The sequence below is a fragment of the Vibrio zhugei genome (genome assembly GCF_003716875.1).
GTDB lineage: Bacteria > Pseudomonadota > Gammaproteobacteria > Enterobacterales > Vibrionaceae > Vibrio > Vibrio zhugei.
The window spans coordinates 2,821,413-2,842,735 of the sequence record NZ_CP033078.1; the positions used below are offsets into that span (position 1 = coordinate 2,821,413).

Here is a 21,323-nt window from a genome sequence, read left to right on the forward strand (position 1 = left end):
AACCAGCTGATCACAGCTGGTTTTTGAACATCGCTTCGTACGGTGTCTTATTCTTCTTCTGATCGCAAATATTGAGCCGTCTCTGCGTGCTCCTGAGCCAGCCATTCTGCTACATCTTTCGCAAAATACGTCAAAATGCCATCCGCCCCAGCTCGTTTAAAGCACAATAAGGATTCCATTACGGTGTCTTTTTCTTTGAGCCAGCCATTCATAATCGCAGCTTTATGCATCGCATACTCACCAGATACCTGATACGCAAACGTCGGTACCTGCAACTCAGTTTTCACACGACGCACCACATCTAAGTAAGGCATGCCGGGTTTAACCATGACAGAATCTGCGCCTTCGTTGATATCCATCGCCACTTCGTGCAATGCTTCATCACTATTGGCCGGATCCATTTGGTAATTTTTCTTATTCGCGCCTTTCAAATTAGACGAAGACCCGAGAGCATCACGGAATGGCCCGTAATAACAAGACGCGTATTTTGCAGAGTACGCCATGATTTGTGTATTGATGTGACCCGCTTCTTCAAACGCAGCACGTATTTTGCCAATACGTCCATCCATCATATCCGACGGTGCAACAATATCCACACCGGCTTCAGCATGAGACAACGCTTGCTTGACGAGAACCTCGGTTGTGATGTCATTTTGCACATAACCCGTTTCATCAATGATGCCATCTTGGCCATGCGTCGTATAAGGGTCTAACGCCACATCGGTAATGATCCCCATTTCCGGCACATGAGCTTTCAATTCGCGAACCGCACGCTGAATCAGACCTTCAGGGTTATAGGCTTCAGATGCATCCAGTGTTTTCACTTCTTGATTCACAACAGGGAATAGCGCCAATGCAGGCACTCCCAAATTGGCCAAATATTGTGCTTCTTCAATCAACAAATCGATAGATAACCGGTCAACGCCAGGCATCGATTCAACTTCTTCACGTCGACCTTTTCCCATCAGAACAAACACGGGATAAATCAGATCGTTCACAGAGATCGTGTTTTCCGCGGCTAGACGACGGCTAAAATCATGTTTACGAATTCGACGAAGACGACGACCAGGAAACTGGCCTAATATTGATACAGACACGCTACTCTCCTTTGGTTTTCACCTGAAGTGCAATACGCACTTAGGTTTATTGAGCGGCACTCTTGAAGTGTCTGTCTATAATATCACTCTCAGATTTGTGCGCCATAATCTGATGGAGAAAAACCCCCTGTACGCCAAGAGGCGGTGTCACGTATACTTTACCTTCGTCCTTTTTCGGAGACAGTACTATGATTGATACCCATGCCCATATCTATGCGAGTGAATTTGACCACGACCGTGATGCCGTCGTGCAACGCGCCATTGAGCAAGGTATTACGCAGATCTTATTACCGAATATCGACCTCGAATCGATTGAGCCAATGCTCGCAACCGAAGCGGCCTATCCGAATCATTGCCGCTCGATGATGGGACTTCATCCTTGCTATGTTGATGACACGGTCGATGACACCCTGAATACGATTTATCAATGGTTTGATAAACACCCCTTCATCGCAGTGGGTGAAATTGGTATCGACTTATATTGGGATAGCACCTTTAAAAACCAGCAAGAGCAAGCGTTCATTACGCAGCTGCGCTGGGCAAAAGAAAAAAATCTCCCCGTGGTGATTCACACGCGCGACAGTATGCAAGAAACCCTCGCCTTATTACGCAGTGAGCAAGATGGCCGTTTACGTGGTGTCTTTCATTGCTTTGGGGGAAGCTTAGACGAAGCAAAGGCCATCAACGAGCTTGGCTTTCACGTGGGGATCGGTGGCGTATCTACCTTCAAAAATGGCGGAATGGACACCGTTATTCCTCATTTAGATATGAACTTCGTGATTTTGGAAACGGACTGTCCTTATCTGGCTCCGGTCCCTCACCGCGGTAAACGCAATGAACCAGCTTATACACGATTAGTCTTAGAGCGCATCGTCTCATTGACAAATTACTCAGAAATAGAGATGGATGAGATCACGACGCGAAATGCGTTAAATCTCTTCGATCGTCTCAAAAGTGAAACAACAAAATGAGGTAAAAAGAATTTAGCCGGACAAATATCACATATAATGCTCAGACATAAAGTATAAAATATAATCAACCGAGCAAAAACGGTACTACTCCTATGGTTGACAACGTAACGACACATGAACACGGCAAATGTGATCATAAAAACTACTTAGAACGCCAGCATCGAACCTGGCTGCAAAAGTTGTTCGGCATAAAAGAAGTCTACCGCTGTAGTCGATGTGGCGGTAAAATTACGCTGAAATAATATAAAAAAAGCGACCATTGCGGTCGCTTTTTTTTATTCGGTGGCTTCGGACTCATCCTCGCTATCACGGCGCACATAAAACTTCGCAAAAAATAATCCGATTTCAAATAACAAACACATTGGAATCGCTAGCAATGTCTGAGAAATAATATCCGGAGGCGTTAATAGCATCCCGATGACAAACGCGGCTACGACGATATATGGCCGCTTTGCTTTCAAACTTTGCACATCGGTCGCCCCGGTCCAGCACAGCAAAATGATAGCAACAGGCACTTCAAAGGCGATACCAAAAGCCATAAACAAAGATAAGACAAAGTCCAAATAACTGGTAATGTCAGTCATGAACTCTACCCCACCTAAAGAAATGGTCGTGAAAAAGCCAAAAATCAAGGGAAACACGACAAAATACGCAAAGGCAACACCGCCATAAAACAGCACCGAGCTAGAAATCAATAACGGAAAAATTAAACGTTGCTCATGCTTATATAACCCCGGAGCGACAAACGCCCACACCTGATGAAGTATGAACGGTATCGACAAGAAGACGGCGACAATCAACGTGAGCTTTAACGGGGTAAATAACGGTGAAGCCACATCCGTCGCGATCATACTTGCGCCAGCGGGCAAGCGCTCAACTAATGGATGAGAAACAAATTCATAAATTTTATTGGAAAAATAGACCAAGCCCAGGAAAACGACCATCACCGCTGCAATGCTGCGTAAAATGCGATTACGTAGCTCAAGCAGATGAGAAATGAGCGGCTGGCTTTGTTCTGGTTCAACTGAAGACATTGAAACCTCATATTGACAAGTCAAAAGAGTTACCCGAGTCAGGTAACTCCCTTAGGACACATGATTATTAGGTTTATCGACCCCATCCGCCGCAGAGTCCACACGCTCGTGCTGAGCCGTTTTTTCGTTGGTCTCTTGAGTCGGGCCTTCCGACTGAGAGCCCTGCGAAAAAGACTGCTGCACTTCCCGTGCTGAGTGCTTTAAATCATCCACGGTTTTTTGTAGCTCTGGAGACAGATCCTTGATATCCATTTTCTTCTCCGCTTTCCGTAGATTTTCTTGTAGCTCCTGAATTTTTAACTCTTTGGTTAATTCATCTTTGACGTTATTCGCCATACTCTTCGCGGCGCCAACAAATTTCATTACCGTACGAATCGCATGAGGTAATCGCTCAGGCCCCAGAACAACGAGTGCGACAATGGAGATCAATACCAATTCCCAAAAGCCGATATCAAACACTATCTATGCCTGCTCTTTATCATGTTTTTTCTCAGTGGATGCACTGTCTGCGGTTTCTTTATGAGACAGGTTTGGGTTCTTTTCACTTTCCGATTGCTGGCTCGATGAGCTGTCATCGTCTTCCATGGCTTTCTTAAACCCTTTGACGGCACCACCAACATCACTACCAATATTACGCAGTTTTTTCGTTCCAAACAGCACAACCACAATCAACGCAATAATCAATAGTTGCCAGATACTAATTCCACCCATATTTTTTACTCCAATATCAATAATTCATTCAAGCTATTAACGACGATAAGTCCGCCAGCTCAATAACCATGAAACACCACCTAAAATACCGCTAATCCAAGCCGGTGTCTCTTGTTGATTGGTGAGGAAAATCGTTGAGCAAATGATCAACGTTGCTCCTACGCCTAATAAAAATTTTCCCGTCGAATGTTGCTTCTTCGTCTCGCGGTACCCCACATACAAAGAATCCACTCGCTGATTCATCATACGGCCTTGTTGCAGGCTGTCGTATAACAATTCGGGTAATTCAGGTAATTTCTCTATCCAGTGTGGTGCTTTCTCTTTTAACGTCGTAAACAACGCTTGCGGACCGACTTGTTCTAACATCCAAGTCTCAAGGAAAGGCTTGGCAGTTTGCCATAAATCCAACTGTGGATACAGTTGACGCCCTAAGCCTTCCACATATAACAACGTTTTCTGTAGTAAGACCAACTGGGGCTGAACTTCCATATTGAAGCGCCGGGCGGTATTAAACAGATTGAGCAGAACATGGCCAAAGGAAATATCACATAGAGGCTTAGCAAAAATCGGCTCACAAACAATACGTATCGCGACTTCAAATTCATCAATATTCGTATCATAAGGGACCCAGCCGGAATCCACATGCAATTGAGCGACTTTACGATAATCACGATTAAAGAAAGCTAAAAAGTTTTCCGCCAGATAACGCTTATCCTCACTATGTAAGGTACCAACAATACCACAATCTAAACCAATCCATTGTGGGTTTTCCGGACGTTCCGCATTCACAAACACGTTGCCTGGATGCATATCGGCATGAAAAAAGCTATCTCGGAAGACTTGGGTAAAGAAGACCGTAACACCACGTTCCGCCAGCAGCTTCATGTCAGTGCCTTTGGAAACGATCGTGTCGACATCCGAAACTTGAATGGCATAAATACGCTCGGAGACCATTACGGTTTCATGACTAAAATCACTATAGACTTCCGGCACATAAAGCTCATCACTACCCAAGAAATTACGCCGTAGATGAATCGCATTCGCCGCTTCCCGACGAAGATCTAACTCATCAATTAACGTCTTCTGATACTCTTTAATGACTTCGACAGGCTTTAAGCGACGTGAGTGAGGCACACACTTAGAGACAATGTGCGCAAGACGGAACATTAATCGCAAATCGTCATCAATGACCGCACGTATATCAGGCCGAATGACTTTAATAACAATGTCTTTTTGATTGCTCTTTAACTGAGCGGTATGAACCTGAGCAATGGATGCGGACGCTAATGGAGTGGTATCGAAATCATTGAACCATGTGTCGATCGGCCCGCCTAAAACGTCTTCAATTAATTGCTGAGCATGCTTCCCGTCAAAAGGCGCTACCTTGTCCTGAAGTAAGGCAAGTTGATCCGCAAGGTGTGGAGGGAACAGATCACGACGCGTTGACATCATCTGACCCAATTTAATCCATACCGGCCCCAATTGTTCTAACGCTAAACGTAAGCGCTCACCAACAGGCTTATCAGGGTGGCGGTTGCGAATCCAAAATACTGTTTTACGAGCCAGTAACGGACCTTTCGTTAACTGATGTACGGGCACTAGCTCATCTAACCCATACTCCAGCAGCACCTTGGTAATACGATATAAGCGCTTAATTTCTGACAACGTCATAGATCTTCCAGAATTTGTGTAAGTTTTGCTTCAATACGAGCCGCCTGACTTTTCACCTGATCCACCTGATCGCAATAATGTGCAATCTCCAACGATGTCGGAGCTAAGCGCCATTCTTCAGTGATCACCTGTCCAATGTGCCGTTGATGTTTGCGAGCATGAGAGGCCATTGTTTGGGTCAACGCTTTCATACTATGCACCGTGGAATGCGCGACCACATCGCCTGTCACACGCGACAACCATTCTTCAACGTTCGGCTTACATTCACTGATCAATTGTGCAAACTTTTGCGCGAGCTGAATGTCGCCTTTGAGCACCAACTTATCTTGCTTTATAAGCTGAGTAATGTTCGCCTGATCCTTCAATTCAGGTAACACCGCTAATTGCACCGATAAATAACAGTCTGGCGTAGCATCATAATGAGCTAACACATCCACTTGCTGGCTGAAGACGAATGTAAGCGTTTTATTCAGCTCCTTAAGATGCAGCTGTATCGTTCGCCCTTTTAAACGAGTCAAGCGTTTAAGTGAATCAGGGTTATCATTAATGAGGGTATTTAGCGCTCCCTCTATCACAGCGGTGACTAATGGTTCAAAGGGCATAGTATGTGGCCTTAAAATTTATAACCTCGGTGCAACGCGACAATTCCACCCGTCAAATTAAAATATTGTGCCTGCTCGAAACCTGCGGTCTCCATCATCCCTTTCAGTGTCTCTTGATCAGGGTGCATGCGAATCGACTCGGCGAGATAACGATAACTGTCGGCATCATTGGCAATGAGCTGTCCGATACGAGGAAGAACATGGAAGGAATACGCATCGTACACTTTCGATAAGGGTTGAAGCAGCGGCTTAGAAAACTCGAGGATCAGTAAACGTCCACCAGGCTTGAGTACGCGGAACATAGAACGAATTGCTTTGTCTTTATCAGTGACATTACGCAAGCAGAAGCTAATCGTAATGCAATCAAAATAATCATCAGGAAACGGCAGTTCTTCTGCATTGGCTTGTACATAATGCACATTATCCACAATACCATTATCACGCAGTTTGTCTCGGCCAACGTTCAGCATGGAGTTATTGATATCCGCCAGAACAACACGGCCGTCATCACCGACGATACGGGAGAACTTAGCGGTTAAATCCCCGGTTCCACCACCTAAATCGAGAATTTTTTGACCCGGCCTTGCGCCAGCGCAGTCGATTGTAAAACGCTTCCAAAGGCGGTGAATACCGACGGACATCAAGTCATTCATAATGTCGTATTTTGTCGCCACAGACGTGAACACTTCCGCAACTTTGTTGGCTTTATCGGTCGTTTTTACAGTTTGAAAACCAAAATGGGTAGTGTCCTGATTCTCTTCTAAATTCGATTCTACACGGTTATCCGTCATTTCTCTTCCTCTTAGGCACAGCCTAACTCTCAAACGGCGACTGGGGCTATTAGTTTACTTTATCCTTTAACGGATGTCTTTCCGGCAAATCATTTTCCTGCTCGCCTTGCATCGCTCTTTCTACAGTTTTGGGATGCATGGTTCGTTTTATTTCTACGCCAAGGTGTTTAAAGCCTTCCGCTTGCCGAATGGCATTGCCTCGACCCGTAGATAACTTATTCATGGCACCTTGGTAACTTTGATTGGCCCGATCTAGAGTACTCCCTAATACTTCCATGTCATCAACAAATAAACGCAATTTATCGTAAAGTTTGCTTGCGCGCTCCGCGATAATCTGAGCATTTTGATTTTGCCTGTCATTGCGCCATAAATTATCGATGGTTCGTAACGCCACCAAGAGCGTGGTGGGACTGACTAAAATAATATTTTGCTCCAGAGCATCATTCACCAAACTCGGATCCGCTTGAATGGCTACTTGGAACGCAGGCTCAACAGGAATAAACATTAAGACATAGTCTAAACTCGTTAACCCTTTTAGCTGATGATAATCTTTTTGGCTCAGTCCTTTAATATGACTACGCAACGCAATCAGGTGATCACTGAGCGCCTTCTCACGCGCAATGTCGTGCTCGGCATTAAAATAACGTTCATAGGCCACTAATGTCATTTTTGAATCAATGACCACTTGCTTGTCGTGGGGTAAGTACACAATCACATCAGGCTGATAGCGCTTTCCCGCTTCATTTTGTAAGCTGACCTGAGTTTGATATTCATGCCCCTCGCGCAATCCAGACTCAGCCAAAACGCGAGCCAGCACGACCTCACCCCAATTCCCTTGCTGCTTGTTATCACCTTTCAACGCTTGTGTTAAGTTCACGGCTTCCTGCGCCATCTGTTCATTCAAACGCTGTAAATTTTTCAGCTCGTGGACTAAGGTGTGCCTTTCTTTTGACTCAGTATTAAAGCTATCGTTCACCTGACGCTTAAAACCGTCTAACTGTTCACGTAATGGATTTAAAATCGCCGACAAACTGTGTTGGTTTTGTTGATCCACTTTTGCCGTTTTGGCTTCAAATAATTGATTCGCCACCTGTTCAAACTGCTGCTTCAAGCGCTCTTCGGCTCGCTCAAGTAGCTCAACCTTTTCTTGATTAGACAGCATTTGCTGCTCGTGGCGAGCCTCTTGCTCCTTGAGTTGTACTTGGATCTGCGCTTTTTGCTCGCGAACACGATTAAGCTCATCAAGAGATTGTTGGCGTTCTTGCTTGACGGTCTCCAAATAACGCAGCTTCTCCATCGCTGCCATCACTTTACCGTGTGACTGCTTCAATTCGTACTCCGCTCGATCCCGCTGCTTATCGAGTTCATCCAACTCTTGATTGGCACGATCTAATGCCTGCTGTAAATGCGCTTGCTGCTGCTCATGCCACTGAATTTGGTCATCCAGCCGCTGCTGTAACAACTCCGATTTTAGCTGCAGTTTTTGTTTCACCCACCAGCTTGCGCCAGCGCCTGAAACCACGGCGGTCACTAGCGCCGCTATCAAGGTATCTTGATATTCAAAAATCCATTGCATAATCACAGCTTACTCAATTTATTACGTTGAGAAAATGGTATTTCCATACTGGATAAATGTCCAGTTTGTTCGTTAAATAATCCCCTCTACACTTAATGGTTTATTACTTGGGATAATAAGTCATGGATGAACGCCGCGCGTTAGTGTTCGGAGTCAGTGCTGTTTTGCTTTGGTCAACGGTCGCCACCGCTTTCAAAATCACGCTGCAACAACTCACGCCACTGCAAATGGTCACGGCTGCCAGCGTGGTCTCTTCTGCTGCATTGCTCATCATTTGTGCGGCAACAGGCAGAATGAAGCAAGTCTCTGAGCAATTTCTTGCATCGCCACTGTATTACCTTTTAATGGGGCTCATTAATCCGCTGGCTTACTATCTCATTCTATTTAAAGCCTATTCCCTCTTACCTGCCTCACAAGCCCAAGCCATTAATTACAGCTGGGCGATTACGCTCACCGTCATGGCAGCGGTGTTCTTGGGTCAGCGCATTACGAAACAAGATTGGATTGCGGCATTGATGAGTTATGCCGGGGTCGTGGTCATCGCCACGCAAGGGCAATTACTCAACTTACACGTGACCAGTGTAGCGGGTGTCGGATTGGCGTTATTATCCACACTGTTATGGGCCGGCTATTGGATTCTCAATACCAAGAATACCGCTGACCCGATCGTTAGCGTACTGCTCGGCTTTCTGGTGGCGGTGCCCATGTGCGTGATGTTATGTCTCTATCAGGGAGTGACATGGCAGTCCATTACTTGGCAAGGGTGGACTGCGGTCACTTATGTCGGGCTCTTTGAGATGGGGATTACATTTGTACTGTGGCTAAGTGCGCTTAAAAATACGCGAAATACGGCTAAAATAAGCAATCTAATCTTTATCTCGCCATTTATTTCGTTGATTCTCCTCGCCACCATCATTGGCGAAACCATTCATATTTCGACGCTGTTTGGGTTGGCAATGATCATCGGTGGTCTGGTATTTCAACAAACAAAACGTCCGCAGCGCAGTGCCACCGAGACCACCCACTAGGTAATTTGCTCGCGATATAGCTTAGGACTGACCCCAGCTTTTCGCTTAAACACGCGTGAAAAATACAACGGATCGGAGTATCCAACAATGCGACCAATGTGATTGACCGAATAATGCGTGGTTACCAAGAGCTGCTTAGCACGGCTGATGCGTTGATCATCTCGCCATTGCGTCATGGTCATCTTGGTTTCATCGCGAAACAAGTGGCCCAGACGCGAAGGTGATAGACAGGCGTGAGCCGCCACATCTTCTAATGTGAAGTCTTGATTCAAATTCTGCGTCATGTAATTCATCGCCTCAATCACACGGGGATCAAGCGGCTTACTGACAACATCAGGCTGCACAGATTTACAACGAATCAATAACTGCTCGAGTAAATTACTCGCTAAATCATTACGATACGGAAGATCCGACTTCGCGGTATATTCAATATCAATAAACAGATCTTCAATGGCGTTAGTGACATTTTTAGGTAAACCACAGGTGGTGTACACACCGTTAATTTCGGTCTGCCACGTTAACCAATCATTCCAAAATGCTCGCGGACGAAAATAGATCCAACGATGAAACCATGAGGCACTGTCCGGGCTGCGCTGATAAAAATGCGCCGCACTTGGCGGAAACAGTAATAAATCGCCGGCTTGCACATTAAACGCGTGCTCGCCAGAAAAGATGGTGCCCTCACCTTTGCTCGTCAAATTGATGATATACCCTTTCATACCGCCTGGGCGGTCGATGGTAAAATCGAGTTCATCCCCTTCGATGATAGGGGTGAGTCCGGCGACGAGGTGAGCGTCAAAATTATACCCCGGTTTTAAAGGATCGGTGTTTTGCATACCCAAGACTTCGCTGATGTTTATTCCACTAGTTTATGTCGTATATCAATGATTTACGAATTACCAGTTCACACTTTTTCTAGCACAATCCACTGAGTGGCGGAAAAAGCCTCTCTGAAGAAGTCAGTGGCAGAAGAATTGACGAGAAAATCGCTTGGTAAGCCATGTCGTCGTCGATGCCAATCACCTTTCATCGCGGGGAGCTGGGAAGAAGCGGACCGACATTCGGAGGGGGCGGTCATTTCAATATCATGGCGCAAGTCCAAACGGGTTGGAATGCTATTTCTCGCTAAATACTCAACCACTAACGCCCCGTCATCAAAATAGTAATTCATATTCATCGACAGCTTTTCTTCATGGTTCATTTGACACCATTGCTCAATGCGGTCAGAGCGACAGCGGAACTTCCAAGTAATATTATCGAGCTCTATCGCTTCGCCATTATTTTCTATCGACAAGCGGCCTTTAAATACGGGCGTACTCCCGTAAGAAACATGAAATGTCGTGGGTTCAGAATCGGAAACGGTTAAATGCCACTGCTGATGAGTGATGAGATAGCCTTCCGAACAATTGGTATCATCATTTGTCATACATACAACCTTAACTCAGCGAAGCTCCCTAATAAAGACAATCAGGGAGCTTTAACTGAAACGATTAGATACCAGAATTCATTCGGTAATAAACGCTGTTGGTTTTCAATTCATTTTTAAATGAACGCACATCGGTATTTTCATCAATCACCGCCATTTCCATACCAAGGATATCGGCATAATTGCCGATGGTATCCAGTGATAATGCTTGGGTATAAACGGTATGGTGTGCGCCACCCGCATGAATCCAAGACGCAGCAGCCGTTTGTAGGTTAGGACGTGGTTCCCACAATGCATGTGCCACCGGAAGTTTTGGCAAGTCCGCTGGAGGCGTAACAGCATCCACTTTATTGACCAACATGCGGAAACGGTTCCCCAAATCAATGACCGATACCGCCAATGCTTCACCTTGCTCGCCGGCGAATAATAAGCGAGGCACCTCACTGCGAATGCCAATGGTATGCGTGTGAATTTCCAAACGAGGTTTGTCTGCGGCAATCGATGGACACACTTCCAACATGTGCGCGCCCAATACTTGATCGCGAGGGCCACCAAAATTATAAGTGTAGTCTTCCATGAAAGACGTACCGCCAGGGAGTCCTTTTGCCATGGTTTTCATGATGTGAGTCATCGCAGAGGTTTTCCAGTCGCCTTCGCCACCGTAACCGAAGCCTTTCGCCATTAGGCGCTGTGTTGCAAGCCCTGGTAGCGTATTAATCCCTGTGAGGTTCTCAAACGTATTCGTGAAAGCACTTGCCCCAACCGACTTCAAGAAACTTTCCATACCGGCTTCTAAACGCGCTTCGCGTTGCATGATTTTTAGCAAATCCGCATCTTGAAGAAGTTTCGGATCCATTTGATAAGTAGAAGCGTATTCATCCAGTAAGCTCGATACGTCACCCTCTGTGACCGCATTAACAGCCTCGGTCAACTCACCAAGACCGTACGCATTCACTTCATAGCCAAATTGGATTTGCGCAGATACTTTGTTCCCTTCGGTGACGGCCACTTGGCGCATGTTGTCACCAAAACGCGCCACTTTGAGCTCTTGGCCAGCGTTAATGCCAATCGCCGCACGGCACCAACCATCAATTTCAGAGTGAACCTCTGGGCTTTGCCAGTGACCTACAACCACTTTACGATCAATCCCTAAGCGTGTGCCGATGAACCCAAATTCACGGTCACCATGGGCGCTTTGGTGCAGGTTCATGAAGTCCATATCAATCGAATCCCACGGCAGTGCAGAATTAAACTGAGTATGTAAGTGTAGGAACGGTTTATTGAGTTGAGATAAGCCAGCAATCCACATTTTCGCCGGTGAAAAGGTATGCATCCATAGCACTAAACCAATACAGTTTGGATCGTTGTTGGCAGCCCGACATACCCCTTGGATTTCATCCGAGGTTTTTACAATGCCTTTTTCCACCATAGGCACGGAAATGGTATCAGATTGATTGAGGCCATCGACAATCGCCGCACTGTCTTGCGCCACTTGCTGAAGCACCTGTGAGCCGTAAAGATGTTGAGAACCAGTGAAGAACCAAATTTGTTTTTCGTTAAATACTTTCATGATATTACCTTTTGCTTATTCGTTATTAGAAGAGGATTGGCCATAGTAGGCATTTGCGCCGTGCTTACGCAGATAATGCTTATCGAGTAATGCAGGATTTAAATGATCAATCTGCGGATTAATTTGTAGAGTTTGCAAGGCCATATCGGCGACGACCTCCATAACGACGGCGTTGTAAACCGCTTTATCCGCATTTTTTCCCCAACTAAATGGGCCATGCTCTTTGACGATGATGCCTGGAATTGCCAATGGGTCGTTATCGCCAATGGTTTCAGCAATGACAACCCCGGTATTGAGCTCATAGTCGTGTTTAATTTCTTCATCCGACAAAGCACGAGTACACGGGATATCTCCGTAAAAATAATCCGCATGCGTCGTACCAAGTGCTGGAATAGGTTTCCCCGCTTGCGCCCAAGAGGTCGCATGTTTGGAATGGGTATGCACCACACCGCCAATCTCGGGATACACACGATACAACTCTAGGTGTGTGGGGGTATCAGAAGACGGGTTGAGATCGCCCTCAATCACATGACCGTCAAGGTCGAGGACCACCATGTTCTCTGCCGATAGCTCATCATAATCGACCCCACTGGGCTTAATGACGACCAAGCCAGATTCACGGTCGATGCCGGACACATTGCCCCAAGTAAAAGTCACAAGGTTATGACGCTGCAGATCCAGGTTGGCTTGCCAGACTTGATGGCGCAATGCGCGAAGACGCTCATGTTGGTCTTGGGCAGGACGATTACGTGTCATTGATTCAGTCATCGTTATGCTCCTGAGCTTGGTGATACTCTTCAATTTGTTCAATGTGCTGACCAAGCGCTTTATAGTCACCATAGCGCTGAGCACGCTGTGATTTTAGCGCCTCGTTAGGTGTGAACACTTTATAGATGGGGCTTGCCATCGCTTTCTGCGCGGCGTCGGTATTGTCATAAACCCCCGCGGCTACCGCACCAAAAATGGCAGCACCGAGCGCACAACATTGTTCAGAGCGAACCACCGCAATATCACGACCGATGACATCGGCACACACCTGCATCACATAAGGCGACTTCTGAGAAATGCCGCCAATGGCGAGCACCCGATGAACCTCGATACCTTGGTCGACAAAACAATCAACGATCGCTTTGGCACCATGAGCGGTCGACTCAACTAAGCTGGCGAATAACGCTGGCGCTTCACTGCCTAAGTTAAGCTCGGTCAATGCCCCTTTAAGACGCTGATTTGCGTACGGCGTACGGCGGCCATTGTGCCAATCCATCGCCAGTGGTGAGTGATTATGAATGTGATACTGTTCCGCGGCTTCGGTAAGTAATGGAATCAATTTATCTTCAAAGACTTGCAGTGCATCCGTTTGTGAAGGCACCTGTTGGGCCATTTGGCGTAATGGCCAAGCCATTAGGTTTTTAAACCAAGCATAAATGTCACCAAACGCGGACTGACCCGCTTCAAGTGCGGTGAGATCCGGTAATGAACTGCCTTTCACCTGCCCACAAATACCGTGAATGGTCCGGTCGCCGACTTGTTCATGGTCAACCATTAAAATGTCACATGTTGACGTGCCAATGACTTTCACAAGATCATGGGCCCCTGCTCCAGCGCCCACGGCACCGGTATGACAGTCAAACTCACCGATGGCAACAGCAATGCCTTCAGGTAGGCCGAATCGGCTTGCCCATTCAGCAGACAAGCGACCCGCTTCTTGATCCGCGGTATACACTTTGTCAAACATGCGATCACGCAGACCACTGAGTGTTGGCGAAATCGCTGTTAAGAATTGTTCATCCGGTAAACCGCCCCAGCTCTCATGCCACATTGCTTTGTGACCGGCCGCGCAAATGCCTCGTCGGAAATGATCGGGGTGTTGATTGCCAGAAATCAACGCGGGAATCCAATCGCACAGTTCCACCCAGCTATAGGCGTGTTGAGCCACCGCATCATCTTGCTCACTGACAAAGGCCGCTTTCGCCCAGAACCATTCTGATGAGTAAATGCCACCGATGTAGCGCGTATAGTCAGGGAAGTCGCCACTATGCGCCAATTCATTAATACGCTCGGCTTTTTCAACAGCGGTATGGTCTTTCCATAAAACAAACATGGCATTAGGGTTTTCAGCAAACTCAGGACGTAATGCCAGTACATTGCCCTCTTTATCAATGGGCGCTGGGGTTGAGCCTGTGGTATCAACACCAATACCCACCACAGAGTGTGCAATATCATCGGAGACTTGGGATAAGGCTTCTTGTACCGCCGACGTCATGGCGTCGATGTAGTCCTGCGGATGATGACGGAATTGTGAATACTCAGGATTGTTATACTTCCCTTCCATCCACCGTGGATAGTAGGTCACACCTGACGCGATCTCTTCACCACTTGATGCGTTAACTAAAAGGGCTCTAACTGAGTCAGAGCCAAAATCAAGGCCAATGACGTGAGCTTGATCTGCAGAGATATTTTCCATGACAGCTCCATTAAGGTTCGGAATTGCTAGCAGTTATACTCGCTTCATTTCGCTTCAACCATGAATCAAGACGCTACAAATATGGACAAAATTGTCACAACCTTCAAATCGTGCGCTCGCTAAAGAAAATCATAAAAATCAAAAAAAGACCCAGTTCACAAAAAAAATGGCGTACAAAAGCGCTAAAAACGTCAAAACAGGTCAATAAAGAAAGGTTATTGAGATCTAGCTCATAGATTCACAAACTAAACGAATGGATAAAACCGCTACTTTCATTTGTTGTGATTTTAGTCACTTCACGAATTCATAAACACAGCAAATAATGAAGGCGAACCCTATATCTATAAAATACACATCAGCGGATGAACAACTATGAAACTGAAAACCCTACTTGCAACAACAGCCCTGACCGGCTTAACGTTACTGAGCGCTTCAGCCAGCGCTTTTTCCCTTTTTGGTTCCGACGACGATGACACCTTAAAACTCGGTTACTTGGTCAAACAACCTGAAGAACCATGGTTTCAAACTGAATGGGCATTTGCCGAAAAAGCCGGCAAGGATTACAACTTTGACGTCATTAAGATGGCCGTTCCTGACGGAGAAAAAACCCTTAATGCCATTGATACTCTTGCGGCAAGTGGCGCCAAAGGATTTGTGATCTGTACCCCTGATCCCAAATTAGGCCCTGCGATCATGGCCAAAGCTAAGAGCTACGGTCTAAAAGTGATGACCGTGGATGATCAATTTTTGAATGCCAAAGGCCAACCCATGAAACAAGTACCTTTGGTTATGATGGCTGCCAGTCAAATTGGTCAGCGTCAAGGTCAAGAATTAGTGAAAGAAATGAAAAAACGCGGCTGGGATCAATCCAACACAGCGGTTATGGCCATCACAGCGGACGAACTTGATACGGCACGCCGTCGCGTTGACGGTGCGATTAAAGCCATCAAAGCCTCTGGATTCCCTGCGGATAACATTCACCGTGTACCAACCAAAACCAATGACATTCCTGGCGCTCTCGATGCCGCGAACTCACTATTGGTTCAATATCCAAATGTTAAACAATGGCTCATTGTTGGGATGAACGACAACACAGTTCTTGGCGGTGTCCGTGCGACAGAAGGTCAAGGCTTCAATGCGAGTAATGTTATTGGTATTGGCATCAACGGCGTTGATGCGGTCAATGAACTGGCGAAGTCTAAACCAACGGGTTTCTACGGCTCGCTGCTTCCAAGTCCTGACGTGCATGGCTACAAGAGTATTGAATCACTTTACAAGTGGGTAAAAGATGGTGTTGAACCGAAGAAATTTGTTGAAGTCACCGATGTTGTTCTCATCACTCGCGACAACTACAAAGAAGAACTAGCGAAAAAAGGCCTGTAATTCTCACCCTCTGAACATCATAAAACAATAAAGCATGATTCGCGGCAACCTCGTTGCCGCTTTGCAACCAAAGGAGAGAAGGTCATGGATAATACTCCTTCGTACCTAGAATTTTGTAATATTTCCAAGCACTTCCCAGGTGTAAAAGCACTGAAAAATATCAGTTTTAAAGCCAATAGCGGAAGCATACACGCGCTTATGGGAGAAAATGGGGCGGGTAAATCCACCCTACTAAAAACACTCAGTGGCTTACATCAGCCCACCGAAGGTCATTTCAATATTGATGGCAAAGAGTTCACCTTTACCAATGCCAATGATGCTCTGGATCAGGGAATCGCCATCATCTATCAAGAGCTCAACCTTGTGCCAGAGCTCAGTGTCGCCGAGAATATTTTTTTAGGGCAATATCCCACCCGCAATGGCAGTGTCGACTTTGACACCCTCAACCAAAGAGCCCGTGAGCAACTGGAGCGCTTAGGGGAATACTTCGATCCATCGTATCCACTGAAAAACTTCTCTATTGGTCAGTGGCAGATGGTAGAAATTGCCAAAGCATTAAGCCGAAATGCACAAATCATCGCGTTTGATGAACCAACCAGTAGCTTGTCACAACGCGAAATCGAGAACCTCTTTAAAGTCATTCGTGAACTTCGTGATTCAGGAAAAATCATTCTTTATGTCTCACACCGTATGGAAGAAATTTTCCAGCTGTGCGATGCATTAACCATTTTTAAAGATGGCACCCACGTGGAAACGTTTCACGATCTCAGCCAACTGACACACGAGCGCCTCGTTGAATTAATGGTTGGTCGAGAAATCAACGATATTTATAACTATCGACCACGTCCAATCGGAAAAAGTGGCTTGCGTTTAGACAATCTAGAAGGTCCCGGTCTCACGGCTCCCATCTCGTTAGATATCAAGCAAGGCGAAATTCTTGGCTTATTTGGTTTGGTGGGCGCAGGTCGCACAGAACTCACACGGCTCATTTTTGGTGCCGAGAAAGCCACCAAAGGCACCATCTATCACCATGGGGTTCCGCTGAGTGTCAAAAAACCGGAAGACGCCATTCGTGCTGGCATTACCTTGTGTCCGGAAGATCGCAAAGCGGACGGCATCGTGCCGATTTTATCCGTCGCAGAAAATACCAATATCAGTGCCCGTCGCTGGCACTTGCGCTTAAAAAGCATGATTGATTTCAAATGGGAAGGCGATAATGCTCAGAAACAGCGTAAGGCCCTGAATATTAAAACCTCCTCATTAGAACAGCGGATTGGCGATCTCTCCGGTGGTAACCAACAAAAAGTGATTTTAGGGCGTTGGTTATCGACCGCAATGAGTGTGATCTTACTGGATGAACCCACACGCGGTATCGATATTGGCGCGAAGTCTGAAATTTACGAATTAATTTTTAAGTTAGCCGAGAATGGTGTCACGGTGTTAGTGGTCTCGAGCGACTTACCAGAGGTGCTCGGTATTTCTGACCGTCTTTTAGTGATGAAAGAAGGCGCGCTCTCCGGCGAATTACAACGTAATGAATTTAATGAACAAACTGCACTCCGTTTCGCCATGATTGGCAAAGACCAGAACGCGGCTTAATACAAGGATTCTAGAAATGTCAGTATCAACTACGAATAAACCCGAAAATGTGCAGAGCGAAAAACGCACCTTTAGCCTCGCCGGTATGTGGGATACGTTTGGTATGCTCATCGTCTTCGCAGGCTTATTCTTGCTCTGTAGCTTGTTCGTCCCCTACTTCGCAACCTTCGTTAATATGAAGGGGCTCGGACTGGCGATTTCGATGAGTGGTATGGTCGCCTGTGCCATGTTGTTTTGCCTTGCCTGTGGCGAGTTAGACTTATCCGTCGCGTCGGTGATTGCCTGCTCCGGTGTTGTCACTGCTGTCGCGATTAATGCGACCAACAGTGTCGTGCTCGGCGTCGGCGCCGGACTGCTCTCTGGTGTGGCTTTTGGCTTGTTGAATGGTTTTATTATCGCCAAACTGCAAATCAATGCCTTGATCACAACACTCGCAACCATGCAAATTGCGCGTGGCTTAGGCTACATTATTTCCGATGGTAAAGCCGTTGGTATTACCGAAGAAAGCTTCTTCTCACTGGGCAATTCATCACTGATTGGCGTTCCCACCCCCGTATGGCTAACCATCATCGCTTTTATCGTTTTTGCCTTCCTACTCAATCGCACGGTCTATGGCCGAAACACCTTAGCCATTGGGGGCAACGAAGAAGCAGCCCGTTTAGCCGGCGTGAATGTTGTCAAAACAAAAATGTGGATCTTTGTTATCTCTGGTTTTATTTCCGCACTTGCCGGCGTCATTCTTGCGGCACGAATGACCAGTGGACAACCCATGACGTCGGTTGGCTTTGAGTTGGTGGTGATTTCTGCCTGTGTCCTCGGTGGTGTCTCCCTGAAAGGCGGAATCGGTAAAGTATCCTACGTGATTGCTGGTGTGTTAATTCTCGGTACTGTTGAAAACGCGATGAACTTATTGAATATGTCACCGTTTGCTCCCGATTTCAGATAATAAGTGCGACATTCATGGAAATATGTAGAAGAGGAAGCCAACTGCTGAAAGTGGTACGCTCTTCTCGCCAAAGAAACAAGCAGTACTACCATGAATTATCAACAGTTGACCGAAGGCAGAAGATACCAGATTTCTGCTCTTTTGGAACGGGGAATTTCGGTTCCTGAAATAGCTAAAACAGTTCAGTGCCACCGCTCGACGGTATACCGTGAGCTTAAACGCGGTCGGAAGGGAGAGCATTATTGCCCTAACGAAGCCCAGATGTCGTCTACCAAAAAGCGCAAAACAGCACGTAAATACCGAATACCAAAGGAACGTGTCGATTTTATCCGCCTTCTTTTAGAAACAGATTGGAGTCCAGAGCAGATTTCTAATGTATTAACGAAAATTGGTGCATCTGTCAGTCATGAGTGGATCTATCGCTTTGTTGCTCAAGATAAACGCTTGGGCGGTAAGTTATATCGTCACTTGAGACAAGGTCATAAGCGGTATCGCCGAGGTAAACAAGAGAAAGCTCCAGCGATAAAAAATGCCGTTTCGATTGATGATAGACCAAGCATCGTTGACAGTAAGGAGCGGTTTGGTGACTGGGAAATCGACACTGTGCTAGGTAAGCATGGTACAGGTGCAATGGTGACTATTTTAGAGCGTAAGACTCGATTTTACGTGGTAAAGAAAGTGCCATCTAAGTCAGCGGATGATGTCACCAAAGCGACAATAGAGCTACTGAAGCCCTATAAGAAACATGTCCATACCATTACGGCAGATAACGGGCGAGAGTTTGCAGGTCATGAAACCATCGCAAAAGAATTAAAGGCTGATGTGTACTTTGCTCATCCGTACAGTTCTTGGGAGCGTGGTGCTAATGAGAATGCGAACGGTCTTTTAAGGCAATATGTGAAGAAAGGAACCGATCTAACGACAGTGACGGACATCGATATAGAGTTCGCTTTATCGCGGATAAATTACCGTCCGAGAAAGTGTTTAGGCTTCAAGCAGGCAGCCATTATATTTGAGGAGATGGCTTTAGCTTCTTGATATTGGAGAGTGTCGCACTTCGCAGTTGAATTCGGGCTCAATATGTTGTCCGCGGTACGATTTTATTAGCAGCGGTTATTTTCGACCGTTACAAACAGAAAAAACGCTAACTCAATCCATTGAGTCGATCACTACTGCAAAGAGCCTAATTTTATTTAGGCTCTTTTTTATTTTGATTCATTTTTATTTTGATTCATTTCAGCCAATTTATTTCAAAAAGAAAATTAAATATCGCCTTAGTTTTTGTGAACGAGATGTAAAAATACTTGCTATTAAGATGGACTATTTCGCTACTCAAAATGTTATGTGATTAATCTCGATTACTTGAAATAAGTATAAATATAGGATCATTACCGCATGACAATAATAGATAAAATGTTTAATTCCCATTCGTGAAATACATCCGTTAAAAAAGAAAAAAGGAACATCAATATGTTTAAAAAACTTTCTACAGCTGTAGCAATCAGTTCATTATTGATGTCTGGTTCGCTTATGGCGCAATCCCTCACTGTAGGTTTTTCGCAAATTGGTTCTGAATCAGGTTGGAGAGCAGCAGAAACCTCTGTTGCGAAAGCTGAAGCAGCAAAACGAGACATCACGTTAAAAATATCCGATGCTCAACAAAAGCAAGAAAACCAAATCAAAGCCGTTCGTTCGTTCATCGCACAAGGTGTCGATGCCATTTTTATTGCCCCCGTCGTACAAACCGGTTGGGGTCCTGTTCTAGAAGAAGCCAAAGATTATGATATTCCCGTTTTTCTTCTTGACCGAGGCATCAGCGTAAAAGATAAATCGCTTTACATGACGGCCGTCACCGCCGATAACGTCTTGGAAGGAAAAGTCGCTGGCGATTGGCTGATTAATAAAGTCCAAGACCGTAAAAGCTGTGATGTTGTCGAGCTACAGGGAACCGTCGGTGCCAGTGTCGCGATTGATCGTAAAAAAGGCTTTCACGACGCCGTTAAGAATGCGAAAAATATTCATATTGTTCGCACTCAATCGGGTGAGTTTACACGCAGTAAAGGTAAAGAAGTCATGGAGAGCTTTATTAAAGCCGAAAATGATGGCAAAAGTATCTGTGCTGTTTTCTCTCATAACGACGATATGGCCATCGGGGCCATTCAAGCAATAAAAGAAGCCGGTTTACAACCTGGTAAAGATATTTTAATTGTATCGATTGATGCTGTGCCTGATATTTTCAAAGCGATGAAAAAAGGCGAAAGTAATGCCACCGTTGAATTAACACCAAATATGGCGGGCCCTGCTTTTGATGCGCTTATTTCATACAAAGAAAAAGGCATTATCCCACCGAAGAAAATCGTCACTAAATCCACATTATTCTTACCAAAAGACGCGGATAAAGAGATTAAAATCAAAGAAAACCTTGGTTATTAATACCCGCAGTTAGGAAGTACC

19 protein-coding genes and 1 pseudogene are annotated in these 21,323 nt (G+C 45.8%); 7 read left to right on the plus strand and 13 right to left on the minus strand.

The features are described 5' to 3' along the window. Positions 1–47: 47 nt before the first annotated feature. The gene (gene hemB, locus EAE30_RS18285) at positions 48–1,097 is read right to left on the minus strand and encodes a porphobilinogen synthase (RefSeq protein ID WP_123017194.1); all 1,050 of its coding nucleotides are present in this window, start codon (positions 1,095–1,097) and stop codon (positions 48–50) included. A gap of 188 nt (positions 1,098–1,285) precedes the next feature. On the opposite strand from hemB, the gene EAE30_RS18290 reads away from it, so the two are divergent. Next, positions 1,286–2,068, plus strand: coding sequence for a TatD family hydrolase (locus tag EAE30_RS18290; RefSeq protein WP_123017195.1), 783 nt, complete (start codon positions 1,286–1,288; stop codon positions 2,066–2,068). A 275-nt stretch (positions 2,069–2,343) separates the two neighbouring features. On the opposite strand, the gene tatC is transcribed toward EAE30_RS18290, so the two are convergent. The 7 genes and pseudogenes from tatC to rmuC all read right to left on the minus strand — a co-directional run bounded on the left by tatC (position 2,344) and on the right by rmuC (position 8,453). After that, positions 2,344–3,102, minus strand: coding sequence for a twin-arginine translocase subunit TatC (gene tatC / locus EAE30_RS18295; RefSeq protein ID WP_123017196.1), 759 nt, complete (start codon positions 3,100–3,102; stop codon positions 2,344–2,346). Between the two features lie 173 nt (positions 3,103–3,275). Further along, positions 3,276–3,561: pseudogene (gene tatB, locus EAE30_RS18300) on the minus strand (Sec-independent protein translocase protein TatB); the annotation flags it as partial. Positions 3,562–3,564: 3 nt separating this feature from the next. Continuing rightward, the gene (gene tatA / locus EAE30_RS18305; RefSeq protein ID WP_123017198.1) at positions 3,565–3,813 is read right to left on the minus strand and encodes a Sec-independent protein translocase subunit TatA; all 249 of its coding nucleotides are present in this window, start codon (positions 3,811–3,813) and stop codon (positions 3,565–3,567) included. Positions 3,814–3,849: 36 nt separating this feature from the next. Further along, positions 3,850–5,484 carry a ubiquinone biosynthesis regulatory protein kinase UbiB gene (gene ubiB / locus EAE30_RS18310; protein ID WP_123017199.1) on the minus strand — a complete coding sequence of 545 codons (1,635 nt, stop codon included), beginning with the start codon at positions 5,482–5,484 and terminating at the stop codon, positions 3,850–3,852. Continuing rightward, a complete protein-coding gene (locus EAE30_RS18315; RefSeq protein WP_123017200.1) occupies positions 5,481–6,086 on the minus strand; it encodes a ubiquinone biosynthesis accessory factor UbiJ in 606 nt (201 codons plus the stop codon). The genes ubiB and EAE30_RS18315 overlap by 4 nt, the downstream gene beginning before the upstream one ends. Positions 6,087–6,097: 11 nt before the next feature. Continuing rightward, a complete protein-coding gene (ubiE, locus tag EAE30_RS18320) occupies positions 6,098–6,877 on the minus strand; it encodes a bifunctional demethylmenaquinone methyltransferase/2-methoxy-6-polyprenyl-1,4-benzoquinol methylase UbiE (RefSeq protein WP_123017201.1) in 780 nt (259 codons plus the stop codon). 49 nt (positions 6,878–6,926) lie between these two features. Further along, positions 6,927–8,453 (minus strand): DNA recombination protein RmuC, encoded by a 1,527-nt coding sequence (gene rmuC, locus EAE30_RS18325; RefSeq protein ID WP_123017202.1) that lies wholly within the window; start codon positions 8,451–8,453, stop codon positions 6,927–6,929. Between the two features lie 122 nt (positions 8,454–8,575). On the opposite strand from rmuC, the gene EAE30_RS18330 reads away from it, so the two are divergent. Then, a complete protein-coding gene (locus EAE30_RS18330) occupies positions 8,576–9,481 on the plus strand; it encodes a DMT family transporter (protein ID WP_123017203.1) in 906 nt (301 codons plus the stop codon). Here EAE30_RS18330 and araC read toward each other — a convergent pair. From araC to EAE30_RS18355, 5 genes are all read right to left on the minus strand, one after another. Beyond that, entirely contained in the window at positions 9,478–10,317 is an 840-nt protein-coding gene (araC, locus tag EAE30_RS18335; RefSeq protein WP_123017204.1) for an arabinose operon transcriptional regulator AraC, read from the minus strand. The genes EAE30_RS18330 and araC overlap by 4 nt on opposite strands. A gap of 68 nt (positions 10,318–10,385) precedes the next feature. Then, positions 10,386–10,907, minus strand: coding sequence for a hypothetical protein (locus EAE30_RS18340; protein WP_123017205.1), 522 nt, complete (start codon positions 10,905–10,907; stop codon positions 10,386–10,388). Between the two features lie 64 nt (positions 10,908–10,971). Continuing rightward, positions 10,972–12,477: an L-arabinose isomerase gene (gene araA, locus EAE30_RS18345; protein WP_164711890.1), complete on the minus strand. Its 1,506-nt coding sequence runs from the start codon at positions 12,475–12,477 to the stop codon at positions 10,972–10,974. Between the two features lie 15 nt (positions 12,478–12,492). After that, the gene (locus EAE30_RS18350) at positions 12,493–13,233 is read right to left on the minus strand and encodes an L-ribulose-5-phosphate 4-epimerase (protein ID WP_123017421.1); all 741 of its coding nucleotides are present in this window, start codon (positions 13,231–13,233) and stop codon (positions 12,493–12,495) included. Positions 13,234–13,237: 4 nt separating this feature from the next. Further along, positions 13,238–14,941, minus strand: a complete 1,704-nt coding sequence (locus EAE30_RS18355; RefSeq protein ID WP_123017207.1) for a ribulokinase — start codon at positions 14,939–14,941, stop codon at positions 13,238–13,240. A 372-nt stretch (positions 14,942–15,313) separates the two neighbouring features. Between EAE30_RS18355 and EAE30_RS18360 the strand changes: the two genes are divergently transcribed. The 5 genes from EAE30_RS18360 to ytfQ all read left to right on the plus strand — a co-directional run bounded on the left by EAE30_RS18360 (position 15,314) and on the right by ytfQ (position 21,302). Continuing rightward, a complete protein-coding gene (locus EAE30_RS18360) occupies positions 15,314–16,324 on the plus strand; it encodes an arabinose ABC transporter substrate-binding protein (RefSeq protein ID WP_123017208.1) in 1,011 nt (336 codons plus the stop codon). An 84-nt stretch (positions 16,325–16,408) separates the two neighbouring features. After that, a complete protein-coding gene (gene araG, locus EAE30_RS18365; RefSeq protein WP_123017209.1) occupies positions 16,409–17,923 on the plus strand; it encodes an L-arabinose ABC transporter ATP-binding protein AraG in 1,515 nt (504 codons plus the stop codon). A 16-nt stretch (positions 17,924–17,939) separates the two neighbouring features. Continuing rightward, positions 17,940–18,869 (plus strand): L-arabinose ABC transporter permease AraH, encoded by a 930-nt coding sequence (araH, locus tag EAE30_RS18370; protein ID WP_123017210.1) that lies wholly within the window; start codon positions 17,940–17,942, stop codon positions 18,867–18,869. A gap of 90 nt (positions 18,870–18,959) precedes the next feature. Then, positions 18,960–19,907 carry an IS30 family transposase gene (locus EAE30_RS18375; RefSeq protein ID WP_123014135.1) on the plus strand — a complete coding sequence of 316 codons (948 nt, stop codon included), beginning with the start codon at positions 18,960–18,962 and terminating at the stop codon, positions 19,905–19,907. Positions 19,908–20,339: 432 nt separating this feature from the next. Continuing rightward, positions 20,340–21,302 (plus strand): galactofuranose ABC transporter, galactofuranose-binding protein YtfQ, encoded by a 963-nt coding sequence (gene ytfQ / locus EAE30_RS18380; protein ID WP_123017211.1) that lies wholly within the window; start codon positions 20,340–20,342, stop codon positions 21,300–21,302. Positions 21,303–21,323 lie beyond the last annotated feature (21 nt).